The organism is Paenibacillus thermotolerans, assembly GCF_028745515.1.
In the GTDB taxonomy this organism is placed as follows: Bacteria; Bacillota; Bacilli; order Paenibacillales; family YIM-B00363; genus Paenibacillus_AE; species Paenibacillus_AE thermotolerans.
Genome location: NZ_JAQZSG010000002.1, coordinates 19,848 through 40,780 on the forward strand (window position 1 = coordinate 19,848; position 20,933 = coordinate 40,780).

A 20,933-nucleotide genomic window follows, 5' to 3' on the forward strand; every position below is an offset into this window, starting at 1 on the left:
AAAAAGGGGGGGGAGGGATGAAGGTTTGCGTTTCTATTCCCGTTCACGAATGTCCGGATGTCATCAATGATCAAATTTCTAATATAAAGGCCGCTTATGGTCAAAATGTAATTATCGTTCTGCATAGATCACGGCAGTTTCGGTTTCCGGACCGGATTTATGCGAATCAGGATTATAATATCTTCAACAAAGACCAGGTTTTTGTGAATCCCGTATCTCTTCCGACACAATATCATAATGGCTTAGTTCATGTGCATAACGCCAATTTCAGATATATCGCCGCGCAAACCGATTTCGATTATTTTGTGCTGCATGCAAGCAACGATATGTATGTTCGTAAAGGAGCACAAATTCATATGGCTTCTGTAAAGAACGCATGCATGCAAACCGAGATTCATCGTGAAGCAAGCTGGCCTTGGTCGCATGCTGCGCTCGGGGATTCGGAATTGCAAAATATAATGGAATTTTTGGGAATTACGACGGCATACAGTACACAGCCTGAAGGCATTTTTTTTGAGAAAGATGTTTTTCGAGAAATGGTTCGCATAATAGAGCGATTTTTTGAATATGGAAGGGGATACCGGTTGCCAAGAGAGGAAATCTATTATTCCACATTGATTTCCAAGCTGACCGATAGCTTTTCCAGGACTCCTCTTGTTCTTTCGGAGGTGACTACCGGTTATCCCATTGATCGGGATACGATTCTTGGGGTTCATGAGCAGAAAGGTTTACAAACCGAGGCCTATTGCATCGAACATGTATACGCAGTGAAAAGAATAGAAAGGAATATTCATCATCCTCTTCGTCAATGGATTCGGGAATTGATGAACTAAGTTTTGAGAGGAGAACAGAATATGGGGGAGGTCGCTATTAAACCTCAAAATCGAAAAGTCGTTTTTGCCATTTTGGCACATGATTATGAAGATGTATTGGCAAGTCAAATTCATAATATCCGACACTTTAACAATGATGCGGAAATTGTGCTTTTTAACGGCGGAAAGAATAAGCGGTTTGGGGTAAATATGGGCATTCCGATATGTCCCTACAGCAGGCCGCTAAAATATGAGTTTCTAGGGAATTTTTTATTTGATGTAGCAAGATGGTTGGAGGAAATCGATGTTAAATATGAATACTTGGTTAACCTGGATCATGACATTCTTTTTGTAAAGAGCGGATTTAGTTCATTTCTTGATGAAACTATGGCCGGTTTCGATTGCATGGGATGGGCGTTGACTGTTAGTCATGACCCTTCGGAGTTTAGCGTCTTTTCTTCAAAAGCGGTTCCAAGAATGTGGAAAGAGTGGGGTCGCTGGCAATCTTTCTTTGAGCTTAATCATTTCTTGTGGGTTTTTAATCCTGGACAGGTATATAGAAGGAGTATCGTTCAGAAGATCCTATCTCGTATCAATCGGCCTGTATTAGAGAAGTTGCTGTCTAGTACAACGGTTACAGCTATGGAGGAAATGCTGTTCGTAACTATGGCTAGAGCTTGCGGTGCAAACATTCGAGGTTATCCCGACGATGGACTGGGTGCCATAGGTTGGGGTATGGATGAGATTCCTTGGCATAAAGTGGAGTTGGCAAAACTTCATCCTTATTATTATTGGATTCATCCGATTAAGGGGCGAAATTTAATTGAAACCGCACAGAGATTGCGGGAACTCGATCTTCAAGCGAATCCTTTCGAGGTGCGAGGAGACGGCTGTTATCAAATAATTAATCGTCAAAGCGGTAAAGCATTGGAAGTAATTGGGGAGTCGATTGACGGAGGAGCCGAAATTATTCAGTGGAGTAATGGAAATAAGGCACACCAACAATGGAAAATCGCGGATGCCGGTGCGGGCTGGTATCATATTATTAATCGTCGAAGCGGGTTAGTGTTGGAGGTTAAGGGACAATCCGTAGACCCGGGGGCAGAAGCGATTCAGTGGTGGAATACCGGAGGACATAACCAGCAATGGTACATTTCGGATTCGGGCTCCGGGTATTACTTAATCGTTAATCGCCACAGTCTCAAGGCCCTCGATGTAACAGGTCAAGCTGAGTATGACGGGGCCCCAGTCATTCAATGGGATCTGCATGGACGGCCCAATCAGCAATGGAGCATCATCCCGGTTGAATAGGTCGAAGCCTTGTGGCTGTATACAATCACGGTTCGCCTCCATACCATGAAGAAGGCTCCGACCTAATTGGTCGGGGCCTTTCTTCATATGGAGGCAGAGAGGGGAGGCGAAGCCCCAGGGAAGGGGTTCGGCCGCGCGCAGGGAGCGAAGCGGACGAGCATGTGTATCCAAATCTACCGCTGCGGTTTGCATCAGCAAAATGACAATGTGGGCCTAGGAGTTAATCTCCTTGGCCCACTTCGGACTGTCCCAATGCTTTGGTTTTAGAGCGGAAAATTACTTCCCGCCGACTTGTTGATACCACTCATTGACTTCATTCGTAATCGTATCGCCGCCAGCTTTTTTCCAGTTGGCCACGAAATTGTCGAACTCGTCGAGACCGACTTTACCGTAGATGATTTTACTGAACGCTTCTTTTTCCATCTTGCCAAGCAGCTCGTTCTTGTCATTCATCGTCTCGGTCGGAGCGCCAGTGAACATGTTCATCATGACAATGTCCTTCTGGTCAAGCACGATTTTCGCCGCCTCTAACGCTGTCGTCGGTGTTTCGTCTTGTGCTTTGCGCTCGGCGGGGGTTTCCGGCTCTTCTCCGCGGGCCAGCTTCGCCAAAATATTCATCGAGAGCGAAGGAATGCGCGCACCGTCGAACGTGAGCGTATACTTTTTGACCGCAATGCCGCCCTGCCCTTCCGGCAGCGTCACCGGTTTTCCGTCGACAATATCCCAGTCGTAGCCTTGGGCCAAGCCGTACTCGAATTCGGAGCCCGGCTGCGGATTCGCGTAGTTTTCAAACAAGTAGTTTTGGTAGGTGAAGAAAGCTTCCGGGTTCTTCATATTCTTGTTAATCAGCACGGCCCCGTTGAAGTTTGGCGTCCCGTGGCGGCCCGCTTTCCCGTCGGGTCCGGCAGGAATCGGATAAGCACGGTATTCTGCGCCAGGCACGTTCTTCTTGACGTCTTCGAGAGGCCACCAAGGCATCCAGTGCGGACCTGCAACGATGCCCGCTTTGCCGGCGGTAAACAGTTCGGTCGCTTTGCCTTCGTCCCATAACCCTGCTTCTTTAGGTAAGTAGCCCTTGTCCATCCATTCTTTGATTTTGGCAAGCCCCTGCTTCACCCCAGGATTGATCGAGCCATATTCCAATCCGCCGTTAGCGTCCTTGTTCCACTGACTCGGCATCGCTCCGTATGCTCCGAAGATCCAACCGGCGTCAGCCATCCACGTATTCAGGCTGTTTCCAAAACCGATTGTCAAACCGTACGTATCTTTTTGCCCGTTACCGTCCGGATCCTGATTCGCAAATGTGTCAAGAATTTTTTCCAGATCGGCAATCGTTTTTGGAGCTTGCAGGTTAAATTTGTTCATCCAGTCTTCGCGAATCCAGAGGACGGGATCTCCATTATAGGAGTAATCGAGAATCGGGATCGCAAATTTCTTGCCGTCGCGCATGAACGGATGCCAAACCGTCGGGTCTTCGTTCATTGCCGCTTTCCAAGTCGGGGAAGCATACTTCTCGAACAGTTCGCCGACCTCCTGGAACTTGCCCGAGTCGATCAAATCTTGTATTGCATTGTTACGAAGCGCGAGAATATCGGGCATCTCCTGATTGGCGGAAAGTGCGAGCCGCAGCTTCGTTTCTAATGAGCCGTTCGTCGTCCACAAATATTTGATGTCAATCCCTAGTTTTTCTTTCGCCCAGCGAAGGTGGACATTGTCTTCGATCGATTCGCCATCTTTGTACTTGATATCGCCGCCAATGATGCCTACGGTTGTAATTGTCACCGGCGGGTCATACTTGCCGTCCACCATAGCCGAATTTTGTGTGCCTCCGCTGTCCGTACCTGACGTACCTGACGTACCTGACGGCTCTTCCGTCTTCCCCCCGCCGCATGCGGCCAAGGATATAAATACGAGTGCGAGAGCAAGCGACAATGCTAACCATCTTTTCATACATCTTCCCCCTTGTACTATTTTGTGACGGTAATCGTCGTCTCAATTCAAAAATGATTATTAAATTTATTTCATATCAATGCTAGAACAAATCCTTAGCCGGCATAACGTTCTGTTAGCCCTCTCTATTCCTTGATCGCTCCAAGCACAATGCCCTTGACAAAAAAACGTTGCAAAAACGGGTATACTAGCAAAATCGGCAGCGCGCCAATAAATATTTGCGCCGCTTTGACCGTCCGCTGCGCGATATTCTCCAAGTCTTCCGGACGAACATTGACTTTGCTGAAATCCTGCTGCACGATAATCGTCTGCAAAAATGTCGCGAGCGGATAATTTCTCACATCTTGCATGAGCAGCATGCCGTCGAACCAAGAGTTCCAATGTCCGACCATCGAAAACAGAGACAATGTCGCAATGGCCGGCATCGAAAGAGGAAGATAGATGCTGACCATCGTGCGAAAATGATTCGCACCATCGATCAAGGCCGCTTCCTCAAGTTCTTTCGGCACATTGCGGAAGAAGTTTAACAGCAAGATTATGTTCCACACACTGACTGCACCCGGGAGGACGAGCGCCCAAATCGAGTTCATCAGGTGAAGTTTCTGAATGACGATATACCACGGAACGAGGCCGCCGCTAAACAGCATGGTGAAAACGAAAAACCAAGCGTATACAGTCCGTCCGCGGAATACCGATTCGTCCTTGGAGAGTGGGTAGGCGGCAAGGAAGACAAGCGCCATGCTGATCCCCGTACCGAGTACCGTCCGCTTCACAGCCATCCATAGCGCGCGGATGAAGTTTTCGTTCGCGATAGACTTCATGTAAGCATCCACCGTGAAGTCAACCGGCCACAGTCCGACGAGGTTGGCGCTAGCCGGCGCGCGGCCGCTGAACGAAACGGCGAGGATGTGAATCATCGGCACGATACATAGGATGGCAATGATAGTCAGCAGCAAATAGTTGCCGATGGAAAATACGCGATATGAAACGCTGCGGTCGTACATGGACCCATTCTCCTTTCTAGAAAATCCGGTAGCCGGCAAATTTGTTAGCCAACCGGTAAGCGATGACGATCAGCACGAAGCTGATAACGGATTTGAACAATCCGACCGCCGTCGCAAAGCTCATCTTGTTGCTCAGAATAGCCATCCGGTAGACGAAAGTATCGATAATGTCGCCTTTTTCAAACACGAGAGCGTTATAGAGGTTGAAGATCTGATCGAACCCCGCATTTAATATGTTGCCGAGCGACAGCGTGCCGACGACGATCGTAATCGGTATGAGAGAGGGAATCGTGATGTGCAACGTCTGCTGCAAGCGGTTAGCTCCGTCGATCGAAGCGGCTTCATACAGCGAGGGGTTTACACCGGCAAGTGCTGCAAGGAATACGATCGTGCCGAAGCCAAATTCCTTCCAAACGTCGCTTACGACGACGGTAAACCGGAACCAGTTGTTATCACCCAAGAAGAAGATCGGTTTAATGTCGAATAGTGTTTGCAGAATCCGGTTTACCAGCCCTCCTTCCGGCGACAGCATGTCCAGTAAAATCCCTCCGAGAATTACCCAGGATAAGAAATGCGGCAAATAAACAAGCGTTTGAATCGAACGTTTGAAGCCCATGTGCCGGACTTCATTCAGCAGCAGAGCGAATATAAACGGTGCTGCGAGATTGGCGATGATCTTCATCGCGGCAATGACGAACGTGTTCCAGATGACCTGAACGCTGTCGGGACGTGCAAACATGTCGTTGAAGTGTTTGAGCCCCACCCAAGGGGAGCCGGAAAAACCGAGCCACGGTTTGAAATCCTGAAAAGCCATAACGACGCCGAACATCGGCCAGTATGCGAACAGAAGGGTTAAAACGACGGCCGGCAGCAGCATCAGGTGAAAAGGCAAACTGTTCCTATGCTTCACCATTGAGGACCTCCCTTTTATGACTGAATTTTAGTCGCTTGCTTGTTCAATCCGTTTGAACGTATGATTATTTTACTCACAAACCGAAATGGTTTTATAGAACAATCTCTTAGCCGTCATTATGTTTTCATAGTCGAGGGGGAGCGGCGTGCTTGCATTCAGGGTCACATTATTCAGCAAGATAATTACGTTTTTGGTCGTGCTTTTTATATTTATCATCGCGTTCTATTTCGTTTCATACCGAGTTAGCGTCGATACGCTTAAAAAGCAAGCTGAGGAACTTAAACTGCAGCATTTGCGTTCTTTCCTCGGGCAAATTGACAACCAGGCGGAGCTGCTCGCCTCGAGCACATTCACGCTCAGCCGGGACGAATCGGTCCGCATCATGGCGCTGACCGATCCGGGAAATTATTACGACAGTTTGGCGCAGAAGCAGCTGGTGGCAGCCAAGCTCAACATGTACGTGGTTACCAGCAGCTGGAGCGCCGGCGCGAATTGGCAGACAGATTTCGCCGTTTATGCCCCGAAAAAACACGAGATTGTATCGACTGACTCGACCGACGTATTCCTGCCGTTTACAATGCCAAATATTCAAAAGCGCGGATGGCAGCTGCAGAAGGAAGGAGAAAGCTACACATTTTCCTGGAACACCGTTGAGCCCTATTCAGCCGTTACAGCTGACCACGCCAGGTTGATTGTCCAAGTGCACTTTCCCGAGGCTAACTTGTCAAACATGCTTGATAAATACAAGCAGGACGGCTCCGGCGACCCGTTCTTGTTCCATCCGGAGCACCGGCCGATTACGAATCACTCTGCTAAAGAAGAACTCATCGGCATGTTAGTCGATAAGCTTGCCGCAGAGAAGCCCCAGCAGGAAACCGAAGCGTCGATTGTCAGCTTGAACGGGCGGAACTATCAGGTATACCGGCTTTCTTCTTCCACGCTTGGCTGGGAGCTGATCGATTATATGTCTCTTGAAGATGCGCTCGCGCCGATTAAGAAGAGCCGCAACCTGTTCTACGCTTCCATCCTATGCCTGCTTGGCCTATCCGTAGCTGGAGCGATGTTGTTTTACAAACAGGTCCAAGTGCCGATCCGCGAATTGGTCCGGAACGTCGGCATGGTTACGCTCGGCAACTACTCTGCCCGCATCAAGCCGATTAGAAACGACGAATTCCAATATTTATTTGACCGGTTCAACAAAATGGCGGAGGAAATCCAGCGTCTGATCCAAAACGTTTACACGGAACAGCTGCGTTCGCGGGAAGCGACGCTAAAACAGCTGCAATCGCAGATTAATCCGCATTTTTTGTACAACTGCCTGTTTTTTATCAAGAATGCAGCGAAACTTAATGACGAGGAAGCAGTGGAAAAGATGGCAGTCAGTCTCGGTGAATATTTCCGATATGCCACCCGATTGGAAAAGGCGACGGCCACCATTGCCGAAGAATCGGGTTTGATCCATCATTATTTGACGATTCAAAAGCTGCGGATGCGCCGCCTGCAGTTCGAAATTTCGATTCCCGAACGGATGAATATGCTGGAAGTGCCGCGCCTGATCCTGCAGCCAATCGTCGAGAATGCGGTGAAATACGGTGTCGAGCAAGTATCCGGCGCCGGAATTGTTCGCATAACCGGTGTATGGAGCGACGGCGAATGCGGTATTGTTGTGGAGGATAACGGGAAAGGGCTGTCCGAGTCCGAACAGCGCTCTTTGGAAAGCCGGCTCGATCTGCCGCTTGACAGCGATATGGGCTACGGTGTCTGGAACGTGCACCAGCGGCTGAAGATTTTGTTTGGAGAGAGAGCCGGGCTGCGAATTGAACAATCGGAGCTCGGAGGCTTGAAAGTGAGTTTACACTGGCCGGAACCGGAGAAAAAATAGGGGGAGTTCGAATGCAGCTTTTGATTGTGGATGACGAAGAGATGGTGGCGGAGGGGCTCGCGTGGACGCTGCCTTGGGAAACGGTCGGAATGACGAGTGTCCATATTGCTTATTCAGCGGCCGAAGCATTGCGGTTGTTGGAAACCCACCCGATCGACATCGTCGTGACAGACATTCGGATGCCCGAAGTGTCCGGACTCGAACTGCTCGCTGAAATATATCGCAGATGGAGGCGCACGAAATGCATCGTGCTAAGCGGATTCGCCGAATTCGATTATGCTCGCGAAGCGATGGCAAGCCGTGCATTTGCTTACCTGCTGAAGCCGGTTCCGGACGCAGACCTGCTGCAGGCCGTTTCCGGTGCCGCCGCCGCCGTTCGGGAGGAATGGGAATCCGCTGGATCTATGCGGCGAGCCGAACAGGCTCTGCGAGAACACCGTCCGCTAATTAGGAATCTTATGCTGAATGACCTGCTCACCGGCAAGCGGATTGCCAAGGACAAGCTGGCTGAACGGCTGCTCATGCTTGATGTGCCGTTTCGCATCGATGATCCATGCGCCGTGCTGGTCATTCGGCTCGAAGAGCAGTTCGCGGAGCATACGCCCGAACACCGCGGGCTGTTCGCGTATGCGATCGGCAACATGGCCGAAGAAATATTTGAGGAAACGTTCGGCTTCTGGTGCGCCACCGATTCGTATGAAAACCTGGTCGCCATTGTTGTCGATCCGGATAAACGATGGAATTTGCTTGAAAGGTGCGCGGTTCACCTGCAGGAGAACGTAGAAACCTACCTGAAGGGCTGGGTATCGGTCATCGTCAGCGAGCCCGGCACGTTTCCTAAAGATGTGCGGGAGCGGTACCAAAGCTGCATCAATACGCTCCGCAGGCAAGTCGGCCCCAACCGGCAGTCGTTTCTAATAGCAGGGGAGCAACCGGGAGGCGCTTCGATTCGTGCATTAGGGCGGTTGTATGAACCGCCCGGAATCCTCGCATTGCTGGAAGGGGGGCAATGGGGGGCTGTGGCGGAGAAAATCGAAACAGGCCTTGACGAATTGGGCGAACAGTTCCCGGATTCCGCGGAGCACTTGGCGGAAGCGATTCACCTCTTGATGTCGGCTTTCACCCATTACTCGCACAAAAACGGCAAATGGCTATCCGAATCAAGCGGTGCGAGCACGCTTGGCGACCTTCAGTCGATCCGCACCGTGTCTCAGTTGAAGAGGTTTGCGCACGATATGCTGAAGCGGCTGCGCGACGACATGGACATCGAGGTGCGCAGTCATCGTTCGCAGATCGTAAGGCAGGTACTGGTTTATGTCGAGAAGCATTTGGAACACGACGTGTCTCTGCAAGCGATTGCGGATCACGTCGGGCTGCACCCGGTATCCGTCTCGAAAATTTTCAAGCAAGAGCAGGGAGAAAGCCTGACCGAGACAATCAGTCGCATTCGAATGGAGAAAGCTTCCTATCTGCTGAAAAGCACGGACGAACGCATTTATGAAATCGCGGCTAAGCTCGGCTATCAAAACACGCCGTATTTCATCAAAGTGTTCAAAAAATATTTCGGCTTGACCCCTCAAGAGTTCCGAGAGCGCTGAGCCTAACTAATTTAATCCGTGCAGCTTTTTGAATTCCTCCGGGCTCATCCCCGTATACCGCTTAAACACTGCACTAAAGTAACTGGGATTCTCATAACCGACCAAATGCGCAATTTCGGAAAGCTTTTTTCCCCCTTCGCTAAACATCAGCTTTTTGCTTTGGTCAATTCGTTCTTGATTGATATAAACTGTAGGCCGGATATTCATCGTCTTCTGAAAGAGCCTGCACAAATATTGCGGCGATACGGCAGCGATTTCCGCCAGTTCGGCGAGCGGCACTTCTCGATGCAAATTTTGCGAGATGTGCCTAAGCACCGGCCTGATCCGTTCCATCTGGTAATCGATATTCTTCGGGGCGGGCAGAAGCCGCTTTAAGTCCAATAAAAGCGCATAGACCATCTTCGAGTACTCGATTTCGGAATCCATCTCCTGATTTTCGTCCATCGACAGCATCCGAGTCAGCTCGTCCATGAGTGTCTCCATTCGGAGTTTGCTTACACCCGATCCGCTCACTCCTGCATACGTAAGCAATTGGCTTGCCTCCCTGCCCCGGAAGGATACCCATGCAAGCTCCCAATTTTCGCTGATCGGCGCATAGCGGTGCGGAACATCTGGAAATAGAAAAAAAACATCTCCGGGGCCGACAATATACTCATTCTCCCTTATGACTAACTTTCCCTGGCCCTTTACGATTTGATGGAACTGAAAATCGGGAAACCCGGCGGGGCGAATCGTTTCCGGTTGATGCTCCCAATAGCCGACCGTCGTCATAATGACAGGGAGTCGAGGCGCCACGTCGGTTTTCCCAAAAATAATTTTACTTTTCACATCAATGGCTCCGTTTCAAATTTTGATAGAACTCGACAATATTGTTTATTTCCTTAAGGACAAGCCAATTTTATAATAGCAATATTATATCAATGATAGGGAGGCTGCTGCTATGCGCAAAAAATTGGACTACCAGCCGCCGGCGAACGGTTACCCCGAGTGGAACAATAATCCGGACATCTTCCAAGTTGGCAGGTTGGAGGCTCACGCATCAATGATGCCGTTTCCTACCTTATCGGAAGCTATGGATGGAGACCGTACGTCCTCTCCTTTTTACTATCCATTAAACGGCATTTGGAAATTTCAATTTGCGGAGACGCCGGAGCGGCGAATCAAGCATTTTTACCAGACCGACTTTGATTCCAGCGGCTGGGCGGATATGCCTGTCCCATCTCATTGGCAACTGCAAGGCTATGATTATCCCCAATATACGAATGTACGTTACCCTTGGTCGGTATCCGAACCGGATTTAAAGCCTCCCTTTGCACCGTCTGTCTATAATCCAGTCGGGTCTTATATCCGAACCTTCAACGTGCCTGAAGCCTGGGGGGGCCAGCCTGTGTTCCTTAGCTTCCAAGGCGTTGAATCCGCCTTTTATGTATGGGTGAACGGGGAACTGGTCGGGTACAGCGAAGACACATTTACACCGGCCGAGTTCGACATTACCCCGTACTTGAACGGCGGGGAGAACAAATTGGCTGTCGAAGTGTACCGATGGTGCGATGCCAGCTGGCTGGAGGATCAAGATTTTTGGCGGCTAAGCGGCATCTTTCGCGACGTGTATTTATATTCGGCTCCTCCGATCCATATTTCCGACTTCTTCGTCCGGACCGATCTGGACGCCGCTTATCGCAATGCGGAAATAAAGCTGGATCTAAAGATCGCCAACTATTACAACGAAACGAACGATGGAATCACTGTGCAGGCACAACTCTATGATCATAAGAGGCAAGCCGTGTTGGAGCGCCCTCTTAAGGCAGATGCATCCTTCCAAGGCGAGGATACCCGCACATTCGAGCTTTCGACGCGCGTCGCAAATCCGCTGAAGTGGAGTGCTGAAGAACCCAACCTTTATACACTCGTCCTTACCATGGAAGACAAGGATGGCCGCATACTCGAAGCCGTTAGCTGCCGTGTCGGCTTTCGGAAGTTCGAGCTGAAGGACGGTCTCATGAAAATCAACGGCAAGAGAATCGTGTTTAAAGGCGTGAACCGTCACGAATTCTCTCCCGACACCGGCCGGGCACTGACCAAAGAGGACATGATAAGGGACATCAAGCTTATGAAGGCCTTTAATATTAACGCAGTCCGAACCTCCCATTACCCGAATCAATCTCTTTGGTACGAGCTTTGCGACGAATACGGTCTCTATGTCATTGACGAGACAAATCTCGAGACGCACGGTACATGGCACTATGGACAACAGGAGTTGAACGACTATACTCTTCCGGGCAGCAAGCCGGAATGGCGCGAGAATGTGCTTGACCGCTGCAATTCGATGTTCCAACGGGATAAAAACCATCCGTCCATCGTCATTTGGTCGCTCGGCAACGAGTCTTACGGCGGCGAAAACTTCGTTGCGATGTACGATTTTTTGAAGAAAGCCGACCCGACACGGCTCGTTCATTATGAGGGGATTTTCCATCACCGAAAGACAGATGCGGCGAGCGATATCGAATCCACCATGTATATCAGACCCAAGGATGTCGAAAATTACGCGCGCAGCAACCCGAGAAAACCGTACATCATCTGTGAATACAGCCATGCCATGGGCAATTCCTGCGGCGGTCTCCATCTATATTGGGAGCTGTTCGACCGGTATGATATTTTGCAAGGGGCTTTTATTTGGGACTGGATAGATCAAGCCATCCGGACAAAGACAGAAGACGGTATCGAGTACTTGGCCTACGGAGGAGATTTCGGCGAATCGCCGCACGACGGGAATTTTTGCGGCAACGGGCTCGTTCTTGCTGACCGGACGGTTACGCCAAAGCTGCACGAAGTGAAGAAGTGTTACCAGAATGTAAGCATCGAAGCGGTTGACCTGCACAATGGTCATGGACTTGTTCGCATCCGCAACAAACACCTGTTTACGGATTTAAGCAGCTTTGGATTGAAGTGGGAGGTTAGCCTAGACGGCATAGCGGTACAAAGCGGCGGCATGACCGTTGCGGTGCCGCCGGGCGAGGCAGCCGACATCGAGATCCCCTATGATAGAGCCCTGTTGGATCCCATTAAAGAAGCCGTCCTGACCGTGTCTTTCATAACGCAAGAAGAGAAAACATGGGCCGGCGCGGGACATGAGATTGCTTGGGAGCAGTTCGTTCTCTCTCCTTATCTGGCAACGATTCCGACCCCCTTTCAAGGGATGCGTCTTATTGCGGAAGAAACAGGGGAGGAGCTATTGATCTCCTGCGGGGACATATCGATCCGCTTCAGCAGGAATACCGGCGATTTAACTTCTTACCGGGTGTCCGGCCAAGAGCGTCTGCTCAAGCCTCTTATGCCGAGCTTCTGGCGGGCTGTCACCGACAACGATCTCGGCAACAAGCTGCAAGAGCGGTGCAAGGTATGGAAAACCGCAGGCGGTTTACGTCGGTTGATGCGTCTAGAACATCGAATAGAAGGCGAAGCTTGTGTCGTCGCGGCCGACTACGTGTTGGAGACGGAGCCTGCTTCGGCGCTGTCCTTCGAGTACCGGATTTTATCCGACGGAACAATAACAATTCTGGAGACATTAGTTCCCGGCAGCGGCTTGCCCGAGCTGCCTGAGTTTGGCATTGTCCTTGAGCTGGATGGAAGCCTCAATACCGTATCCTGGTACGGACGAGGACCTCATGAAAACTATTGGGACCGGAAAACAGGGGCGCGTCTCGGGCGTTATTCCGGCACTGTACGTGAGCAATTCGTTCCTTATCTAAGGCCGCAGGAATGCGGAAATAAAACCGACGTCAGGTTCGCCACAATTTCCCAAGGTGTTAACGGACCTGGCCTGCGATTCGAGGCAAAGAACCCGTTCGAAATCAACGCCCTGCCTTGGAGACCGGAGGAATTAGAGGCGCATGACCATGTCTACAAGCTGCCCGACAGCAAGAAGACCGTTGTAAGAGTAAACTATAAGCAGATGGGCGTAGGCGGTGATGACAGCTGGGGTGCCCAGACACATGAACAATACACGCTTCCCGCCAACCGCCCTTACCTATTTCAATTTACGATGCGTCCTGTGTAAACACAAAGGGCTGGATTACCCCAGTCCCAGACTGTAGACAAAGTTCCATTTGGGACAGGGTCTACAGTCTTTTTTGTTGAATACATAAGGAAAACCATGGGTTTGGGGTATGGGAAATGCCGGGTAAAAACAATTACGAAGGCCGCTTTCAGATTTCCGTTCATTCGCTGGACGAGTTGGTGCCTATGGTTTCTCGGCTACGACTTCACGCAGCCCATCCCGCAATTTACGACGTTCGGGAAAAACTACGTGCGGCACTTCCGAGACACCGATCATTCAAATAGAGTTGAAGTGTCGAAGACTTGATTTATAATGTATAAACAATCGACTGAGGAGAAAAATGATGACTGCGCTATCAATCGGAAGAAATGATCCGTGTTTATGCGGGAGTGAAAACAAGTATAAAAATGCTGTATCCATAAAACAGAATACGAACGTAGACTTCTTTTTGGGAATGCAGACCATCCAAAGGTGAACGATTGGTTTTTCCATTATCACCCGTTCTCGGATCTTTCATCTGCTATGCTGTTGCATGCTGATTTGACAATGCCGGTTCTTCAAGAGATCGCGACGAGTATATCCAAGCAGCTAATATCCAGAGGACAAGAAGAGGCGGTACAAATTCGCAAGGAACAAAACCCGGTTCGGCTTTTAAGGTATTTAAATAAAGAAACAGATAGCATGAATCATTTATTGTTACTGAAGAGGCTTTTGGAGTACGAAAATCAGGTTACCCCTGCCTTGCTGGGCTGTGGGAAGCTGAAGATGATGTGTTGATCGAGCAAAGCGTACGTTATTTCAATAAAGTTATCGCTTTTCCATTAGATCATGTTCTGGAATTGGCGGATAAAGCTCGAAATCCATACGTGCGCTCTACGCTTTGCCTTCTTCTTGGCCTTAAAGGCGATTCATCCGTATTGCCTATTATATGGAGACAATACCATGACCTTCGGAAACAGTACCCAACAGAAAGTTATATGAAAGGTCCGCTTTTTGGTTTACACGAATAAGGGACGCTTAACGAAGGAGCACGCCAAAAACGTTGATCCTCCGATCGAAGGATCCGATTTTCCTGGCGTGTCAGCGTTGTGATTATCCTTTTTTATTTGATGAAGAGAATCCCGATCATTATACGGATGAAGGGCTGAGATTTCCGACTTGGTGTTTGCGGTGTTCGGAAAGTAAAGATGTAGGGGGCAGGATGTCTTGAACAAAGCCCAGACCGCAAGAGATCTGGGCTTTGGTTTAAACTATACTCCACGTCATGACAGTAACGCTTTCAATTTTTCGAGGTCGGGCTTATGTTGGGATCCTTTTTTGTGCCCATCCAACGACGGGATTGTTGTTTTTTGGGGGGCTGCAACGTGCACTTTATTATTGTTGGTCCGCTTCGGAATCCTCAGGGCAGGACGGGAAGACTCTTTTTGATACTCCTTAAGGGCTAAAATGATTTTGTCGGCGGCTTTTTGTATCATGCTTTCATCTGCTGGGGATACTCCGGCTTCTTTCTCGCGGATGGCATCTAAAACATACTGGATACCTTTCGACTTGATACAATGATTCAGCTGCGCATACGATTGATCCAACCCGCTCAGATGACGATCAGCTTTCTCGATAAAAGCTTCCCGACAGAACCGTGTAAGCACACGATTCCGTTGAAGTCGTTTATAAAGCGATAAAAGCCTTTTATTTTGAAGGTCCGTTGCGTCCAGCTGGAAGCTAACGGATTGGATTTTTTTCACAAGGTTCACCCCTTGGTCAGAACCAAATTCGTTTCCATAATGTCCTCAAGTTCATATTCTTTTGCGATTAAGAGCCCGAATTTGAAGAAACCTCTCGCATTTGATATTTGGTAATCCTCGGTTACATGAATGTCTTTAATAAATTCCTTAAACCAAGGCGCCATTAATTTTGCTCCCCCGCCTGTTAAAATAATCATGTCAAATTTGCTTCTGTTTCTCCACCGTTTTTGCAGTTGATTAATGAGATATTCCGCCGTTTCTCGAACAATTCTTTCTTTGACCTCTTTGATCGGAATAACAAGACGTTTGGAAGCTTGATAATCATCGTTTTCGAACTGGACCTCCACCTTTTCAGGTGTCGCGTAAGCATCCGGATTTATAGAGTTAATATAATCCGCGAGACGCTGGTAAATTTCGTGGACCCCTACCTGAATGGTGTGGCGATCGTCGGGAATGGCATTTAATGAATCAATGCCATCGCAATCTGTCGTGCCGGAGCCGATATCTACGATGCCGATATAAGAAGATGCGATTTCATCCCGAATGACGTTCCCTGCCTCATCGATATATAAATCCAGGATACTGCCGAGGGGCTGAGGCAAAACTTTGCATTCCTTTACATGAATGTTTTTTTCTTTGCCATTCATTAAGACAACGTGTCTGTCTTTAAATATTTGAATCAGCTCCAGCTCCCGTCTCGTTCCTTTTTCCCTTGACGGACAACCGGTGATAAGCAGAACATCAAAGGACCCTTCTTCTTCGTTAATGAGGCTTGCCAGCCCGAATTGACTCAGCAGCTTGTAATATTTTTGCGCATACCTGTCTTCTGTCGTATAGGTTGAAAGGAATTTGCTTTTTGCTATATTAACCTCATTCCCCCACACATATCGTTCTCCCGGATAAAGAGTCGATTCGAATTCATTGTACTGTACCGCCTGACCCGCTCCTGTGGAATCTTCCCTTAATGAATTCTCTTTTGTAAGGAATCCGCTTGGGTGTACAAATTCTTTGCCCTTGCTGCTATATCCCTTGAAGTATCCGTTCCCATGATCGATTCCCATGATAACCAGCTTTTTTTTGAACAAAGTTAGTCCTCCTCGCAAGTCCTATTCTTATGATTTCATGCTCATACTGCGTCTGCGTGAGGTATTTTCCGTTCGAATATCAATGAAAAGTACCGTTATAAAATATTATGATCGAACGTGGCATGTGTGACAAAAACCCAGAATTCGTCCGTTATGCGGGAAGCGGAAAAATAGGCAGCTGCAAGGAGCCAACCAGTCTCCCTCCGGCATTTAATGAACTAACTTGTTTATTGAGGGGGAACCGCCGTATGTCGGCTTTAGTGAGAGTTTCTCGACCCAGTCCTGTGGCCGGGTGCAGATTCGGTGGGAGCGGGACCGCTTTTACAAACGCTGAATGTGAACCGTGGCTGGCTGTAAACCCATCAAATCCCAATCACTTGATTGGCGTATGGCAGCAAGACCGGTGGTCGAACGGATTTGCGCGTGCAATTGTAGCGGGCTTCTCTTTCGACGGCGGAGCCACCTGGAACGAAACCCCGCTGCCCTTCAGCTTATGTACCACCTCAAGATTTAACTTTGGACGTACCGTAGACGGGTGGGTTTCCATCGGTCCGGATGGGACTGCTTATTCCTGCGCGTTTTCCGTCAACAGAATCACGAATTCTACGGCAATACTCGCGGCGACCTCCAGCAACGGCGGACGTACGTGGCAAAATGCTCAGATTATTATTTCCAACCGGGGTAAAACTTTTATCAATAATAAGCCAAGCATAACGGCAGACCCCACAAGACCCGGAGTGGCCTACGTTGTTTGGGATCGCCTGCAGTTCGGCTCATCCGGCTCGTTGGTTACCGGACCGACATTGTTTTCTAAAACGACAAACGGCGGAAGGACATGGAGTAAACCTAAAATTATTTTTGCGCCAGGGTCCGGAAACTCTACGATCGGCAACGAGATCATCGTTGATCCTCGTAACGGCAAACTGTACAATTTCTTCAACTGGCAGGTTCGGAGCGGTGTGAACAGGGGTCGGAATATTTCCGTGCAGAGATCCAACGACGGCGGAGCGACGTGGTCGACGGCGACGATCATTGCCAAGCAAATGTCCGTACCTCTAAGGACTCCCAATACGGGAACGCTGATTCGAGCGGGAAACGTACTTCCTCAGGCTGCCGTCGGACCGCGCGGAATGCTTTACGCGGTATGGGCCGATTCCAGGTTCAGCGGAGGGCGGTTTGTCCAAATTGCCATTTCGCATTCTTCCGATGGAGGGGTTACATGGAGTAAGCCGATTCGTGTGAGCCCTCCAACGGGAAAGGCCGCCTTCACTCCGAATGTGGCAGTAAATTCAAGGGGTGTGGTAGGGGTCACTTATTATGACTTCCGAAGCGCCACGACTCAAACTGGAACGACCCCCACAGACTACTGGATCAGATTTTCGGCCAACGGTGCTGAAAGCTTCGGCGTCGAGAAGCACATCGCTGGACCGTTCGATATTCTTACCGCGCCTCAAACCAATGGAGGACGTTTTCTTGGCGATTATCAAGGGCTTGTCGCGATCGGCCGCACGTTTCATCCCTTCTTTGCAAGGGCGAATTCCGGGGTTATATCGAACCGAACGGATATTTTCACAACCTCGATTGTGCCGTAACTGGGTTGCATGGCAGCATAAAAATCCACAACCGCATAAGGTTGTGGATTTCATATTGCGTATTCGTGTTACACGCTCAAGTACTCGTCTCTTCTTGCGCCGGATGCGTTAAGCTTCCCGGCCCAGACGCAGTACCCCATGCCTACATAGGCCAAGCCCCAGAATGCCGCGAAAAATTTGTTGTCTTCGATCGGAAGAAAGAGGTTTACAATCATCAGCAGCAAAAGTGCCGGAACCCAGCGAGGGAAAACCTTGGCGCGGAAAGTAAGGATTGCGAACACGAGCGATCCCCCCATCATGCCAATCATCATGATCAGTCTGGAGATGTTCACCAATACGCCCTCCGGCATCGGCGCTCCGGCTCCTGCGGCAAATTGGGTCCAAACCATCGCTGTCGTCATAATGTTCCCGATGATGATGGCCAGCGTCGTAATGAACCCCGTTACCCCCGTCTCGCGGGACTGCACCATGTACGTGACGATTGTGCCGACCGACATCAGAACGCAGGCGATTAATCCGAATGTCAGCTCTTGAGGACTGTCCGTTCCCCAAATGATCGAAGTCGGAGTCATGCCGATTCGCGCAATTCCCGCAAGGATGCAAATCATGCCCAGCCATTTGATAATGTTCTTTTCAGTCATTTTCCTCAGCCTCCCAATTGTTTTCGCGTTGTTACGTACATATCATAAGGGGCGGGAATTCCCGTAAACCAGAGTAAGCCGATCCCGATGCAGCGGGAACCGTTTCGGGAAAAAACCGGGAAGAGCGGCGGGAAATGTTTACGAGCCATATTCAAGCCTGAAGGCGGAAGCTATAATTACCTATATCAACCGTTCAGGAAGGCGTGCAGGGTATGGTGCCGGAAGTCCCAAAGAACAATCATTGGAAGCTGGTAATGCTGCAGCTGCTCGCCTTGACCTTCTGCGTCATTACGATGGGATCGTATATTAGCAGCATTCCGAGCTATTATAAGGCCTTGGTCGCCGTGTGCATCGTCCAAGGCTGCGGAAACTCCGTTCCTGCGATGCCGATCCCCGATCATGGGCTAACCTTAGAGAACTACGCCGTTCTGTTCGTGCTGATCGATTGCGTCTTTACCTTTGTGTTTTATGCGACGTCGACCGTAATGCTGTGGAAAGGGTATCGGGAGCCGATGGGCTTGCTGGCCGCCGCGGCGATGGTATCGTTCGGCACTTCCTTTCCGTCGCTAACCATCGTGGCCTCGGAGGGCAGCCTTCTCGCGCAAAATTGGTTCATGCTGGTCTCGATGCTGGGCTGGATTTCGATGTCGCTGTTTTTCTTTCTTTTTCCCGACGGAGCTTTCGTTCCCAGATGGACCCGCTATGTGTTCCTTCTCATTGTCGCCGTGGATGTGCTTCAATTGATGTATCGCGGCAGGCTGTGGGTTACTTTTGAAGTGCCGGAGTTCATTATATTGCTTTGGTACGTCGGCTCAACGACGATCCTCATTTATTCGCAGGTTTACCGGTTCCGCAAGGTTTCCCAGCCCGTGCAGCGGCAGCAAACCAAATGGGTCGTGTACGGAGTTTCGATCGGTTTTATCGGCTTTGTGTGCATGAGCATCCTGTTCGACCCCAGCTTGAACGACGGCTCCGCGCTAACCTATGTATACTTAAATGCGATCCTTCACCTATCCCTAACGGCTATACCGATAACGCTGATGATGGCGATTTTGCGCAAGAGGCTGTGGAATATCGACCCGTTGGTTAACAGGACGCTTGTCTATGCGGCATTGTCAGTTTGCGTCGTCCTGCTATATACGTTTGCCATTTTCTATTTGAGCCAAGTGTTTCAAACGAGTAATCGCTTTATCGTCTCGCTCCTGGCAACCGCCATGGTTGCGATAGCGTTCGCACCGCTCAAAGATTGGCTCCAGCGGCAAATTAACCGGATGATGAAAGGCCGGCACGACGATCCTTATGCCGTGCTGCTTGAGCTTGGCAATCAGCTCATCCGGCCGCTTGCGCCGGAGGCGATGCTGGATGCCGTCGTCAGAACGGTGAAAGAAGCGCTGCGCTTGCCTTATACGGGAATTTCCATCGGCGTCGGCGGTCAGCAGCAGATGGTAGCATCAGCCGAGGAGCCGGTGAATGAGCTGCATGCGTTTCCCATTATTCATAGGGGGAATGAGCTCGGCACGCTCTATATTGCCGCCCGATCGGCCGGGGAGACCTTCTCTCCCGAAGACGGCAAGTTTCTCGACGTGCTGCTTCGGCAAGCCGGGCCGATCGTCGAGAACGTGAACATGACGCTCGGCATGAAGCTGCTGGCGAACGATTTGCAAATATCCCGCGAGCAGCTGGTACTTGCTCGGGAGGAGGAACGCCGGCAAATCCGCAAAAATCTTCACGACGACCTTGCGCCGAAGCTGGCGGCGCTTGCTCTAAATGCGGCGACCGCGCAGAAATACGTAGAGAAAGAACCGTCAATCGCCATTGATATGCTGACCGACCTGCGGAAGGTCATTCGGTCTACCGTGAGTGAAATTCGGACGATGGTCCATGATTTACGGCCGCCTGCCCTGGATGAGCTGGGGCTGATCGGTGCAATCCAAGAGCGGATCCATGAGCTTTCCAAGCCTGCTCAGCTTCTTGCCGAGGAGCAGGGAGCCGAGCCGCTGCGAATCGGGCTGCACGCGCCGTTGCCGCTGCCGGCCTTGCCTGCGGCCGTGGAGGTTGCGGCGTACCGGATCGCCATCGAGTCGGTCGTAAATGTAATCAAGCATGCGCGGGCAACGACATGCACGGTACGGTTGGAAATTCTGCGCGAGCATCAGCTGACTGTGGAAATTACTGACGATGGGGTTGGCGGCGAGGTCGCCTCGGCAGCCTCCGCCGCCGGTAAAGGGGGCATCGGCCAGCAATCGATCCGGGAACGGGCCGCTGAGCTTGGCGGGCAATGCACGATCGAGAGATGGGAGAATGGCGGAACTCGAGTTTTCGCTGTTTTACCTTTTTAGGAACGCA

The 20,933-nt window shown here is 50.1% G+C and carries 16 protein-coding genes; 9 read left to right on the forward strand and 7 right to left on the reverse strand.

The annotated features are described in order from the left end of the window. Positions 1–17: 17 nt before the first annotated feature. Together PT964_RS02035 and PT964_RS02040 are read left to right on the forward strand one after the other, a co-directional pair. Positions 18–833 carry a hypothetical protein gene (locus tag PT964_RS02035; protein WP_274361651.1) on the forward strand — a complete coding sequence of 272 codons (816 nt, stop codon included), beginning with the start codon at positions 18–20 and terminating at the stop codon, positions 831–833. A gap of 21 nt (positions 834–854) precedes the next feature. After that, entirely contained in the window at positions 855–2,123 is a 1,269-nt protein-coding gene (locus PT964_RS02040; protein WP_274361652.1) for an RICIN domain-containing protein, read from the forward strand. A gap of 276 nt (positions 2,124–2,399) precedes the next feature. On the opposite strand, the gene PT964_RS02045 is transcribed toward PT964_RS02040, so the two are convergent. The 3 genes from PT964_RS02045 to PT964_RS02055 form a co-directional block, all read right to left on the reverse strand. Further along, entirely contained in the window at positions 2,400–4,073 is a 1,674-nt protein-coding gene (locus PT964_RS02045; protein WP_274361653.1) for an extracellular solute-binding protein, read from the reverse strand. Positions 4,074–4,198: 125 nt separating this feature from the next. Beyond that, entirely contained in the window at positions 4,199–5,077 is an 879-nt protein-coding gene (locus tag PT964_RS02050; RefSeq protein WP_274361654.1) for a carbohydrate ABC transporter permease, read from the reverse strand. Between the two features lie 16 nt (positions 5,078–5,093). Then, positions 5,094–5,990 (reverse strand): ABC transporter permease, encoded by an 897-nt coding sequence (locus tag PT964_RS02055; protein ID WP_274361655.1) that lies wholly within the window; start codon positions 5,988–5,990, stop codon positions 5,094–5,096. 145 nt (positions 5,991–6,135) lie between these two features. Here PT964_RS02055 and PT964_RS02060 point away from each other — a divergent pair, with 145 nt between their 5' ends. Both PT964_RS02060 and PT964_RS02065 read left to right on the forward strand, forming a co-directional pair. Next, the gene (locus PT964_RS02060; protein ID WP_274361656.1) at positions 6,136–7,872 is read left to right on the forward strand and encodes a sensor histidine kinase; all 1,737 of its coding nucleotides are present in this window, start codon (positions 6,136–6,138) and stop codon (positions 7,870–7,872) included. Between the two features lie 11 nt (positions 7,873–7,883). Continuing rightward, positions 7,884–9,470, forward strand: a complete 1,587-nt coding sequence (locus PT964_RS02065; protein WP_274361657.1) for a response regulator — start codon at positions 7,884–7,886, stop codon at positions 9,468–9,470. Positions 9,471–9,476: 6 nt separating this feature from the next. Here PT964_RS02065 and PT964_RS02070 read toward each other — a convergent pair whose 3' ends face one another. After that, positions 9,477–10,298: an AraC family transcriptional regulator gene (locus PT964_RS02070; RefSeq protein WP_274361658.1), complete on the reverse strand. Its 822-nt coding sequence runs from the start codon at positions 10,296–10,298 to the stop codon at positions 9,477–9,479. Positions 10,299–10,410: 112 nt separating this feature from the next. Here PT964_RS02070 and lacZ point away from each other — a divergent pair, with 112 nt between their 5' ends. The 3 genes from lacZ to PT964_RS02080 all read left to right on the forward strand — a co-directional run bounded on the left by lacZ (position 10,411) and on the right by PT964_RS02080 (position 14,304). Then, entirely contained in the window at positions 10,411–13,527 is a 3,117-nt protein-coding gene (gene lacZ, locus PT964_RS02075) for a beta-galactosidase, LacZ type (protein ID WP_274361659.1), read from the forward strand. A gap of 343 nt (positions 13,528–13,870) precedes the next feature. Beyond that, entirely contained in the window at positions 13,871–14,002 is a 132-nt protein-coding gene (locus PT964_RS26475) for an SEC-C metal-binding domain-containing protein (protein ID WP_425262657.1), read from the forward strand. Next, positions 13,999–14,304: a hypothetical protein gene (locus tag PT964_RS02080; protein WP_274361660.1), complete on the forward strand. Its 306-nt coding sequence runs from the start codon at positions 13,999–14,001 to the stop codon at positions 14,302–14,304. The genes PT964_RS26475 and PT964_RS02080 overlap by 4 nt, the downstream gene beginning before the upstream one ends. Positions 14,305–14,789: 485 nt before the next feature. On the opposite strand, the gene PT964_RS02085 is transcribed toward PT964_RS02080, so the two are convergent. Beyond that, a complete protein-coding gene (locus tag PT964_RS02085; RefSeq protein WP_274361661.1) occupies positions 14,790–15,269 on the reverse strand; it encodes a hypothetical protein in 480 nt (159 codons plus the stop codon). A gap of 5 nt (positions 15,270–15,274) precedes the next feature. Beyond that, positions 15,275–16,354: a ParM/StbA family protein gene (locus PT964_RS02090; protein WP_274361662.1), complete on the reverse strand. Its 1,080-nt coding sequence runs from the start codon at positions 16,352–16,354 to the stop codon at positions 15,275–15,277. A gap of 248 nt (positions 16,355–16,602) precedes the next feature. Here PT964_RS02090 and PT964_RS02095 point away from each other — a divergent pair, with 248 nt between their 5' ends. Continuing rightward, on the forward strand, positions 16,603–17,946 hold the full coding sequence (locus PT964_RS02095) for a sialidase family protein (protein ID WP_274361663.1): 1,344 nt from the start codon (positions 16,603–16,605) through the stop codon (positions 17,944–17,946). A 68-nt stretch (positions 17,947–18,014) separates the two neighbouring features. Here PT964_RS02095 and PT964_RS02100 read toward each other — a convergent pair whose 3' ends face one another. Then, positions 18,015–18,587 (reverse strand): hypothetical protein, encoded by a 573-nt coding sequence (locus PT964_RS02100; RefSeq protein ID WP_274361664.1) that lies wholly within the window; start codon positions 18,585–18,587, stop codon positions 18,015–18,017. Positions 18,588–18,799: 212 nt separating this feature from the next. Here PT964_RS02100 and PT964_RS02105 point away from each other — a divergent pair, with 212 nt between their 5' ends. Next, positions 18,800–20,926, forward strand: a complete 2,127-nt coding sequence (locus PT964_RS02105) for a GAF domain-containing sensor histidine kinase (protein WP_274361665.1) — start codon at positions 18,800–18,802, stop codon at positions 20,924–20,926. The last annotated feature ends 7 nt before the right edge of the window (positions 20,927–20,933 follow it).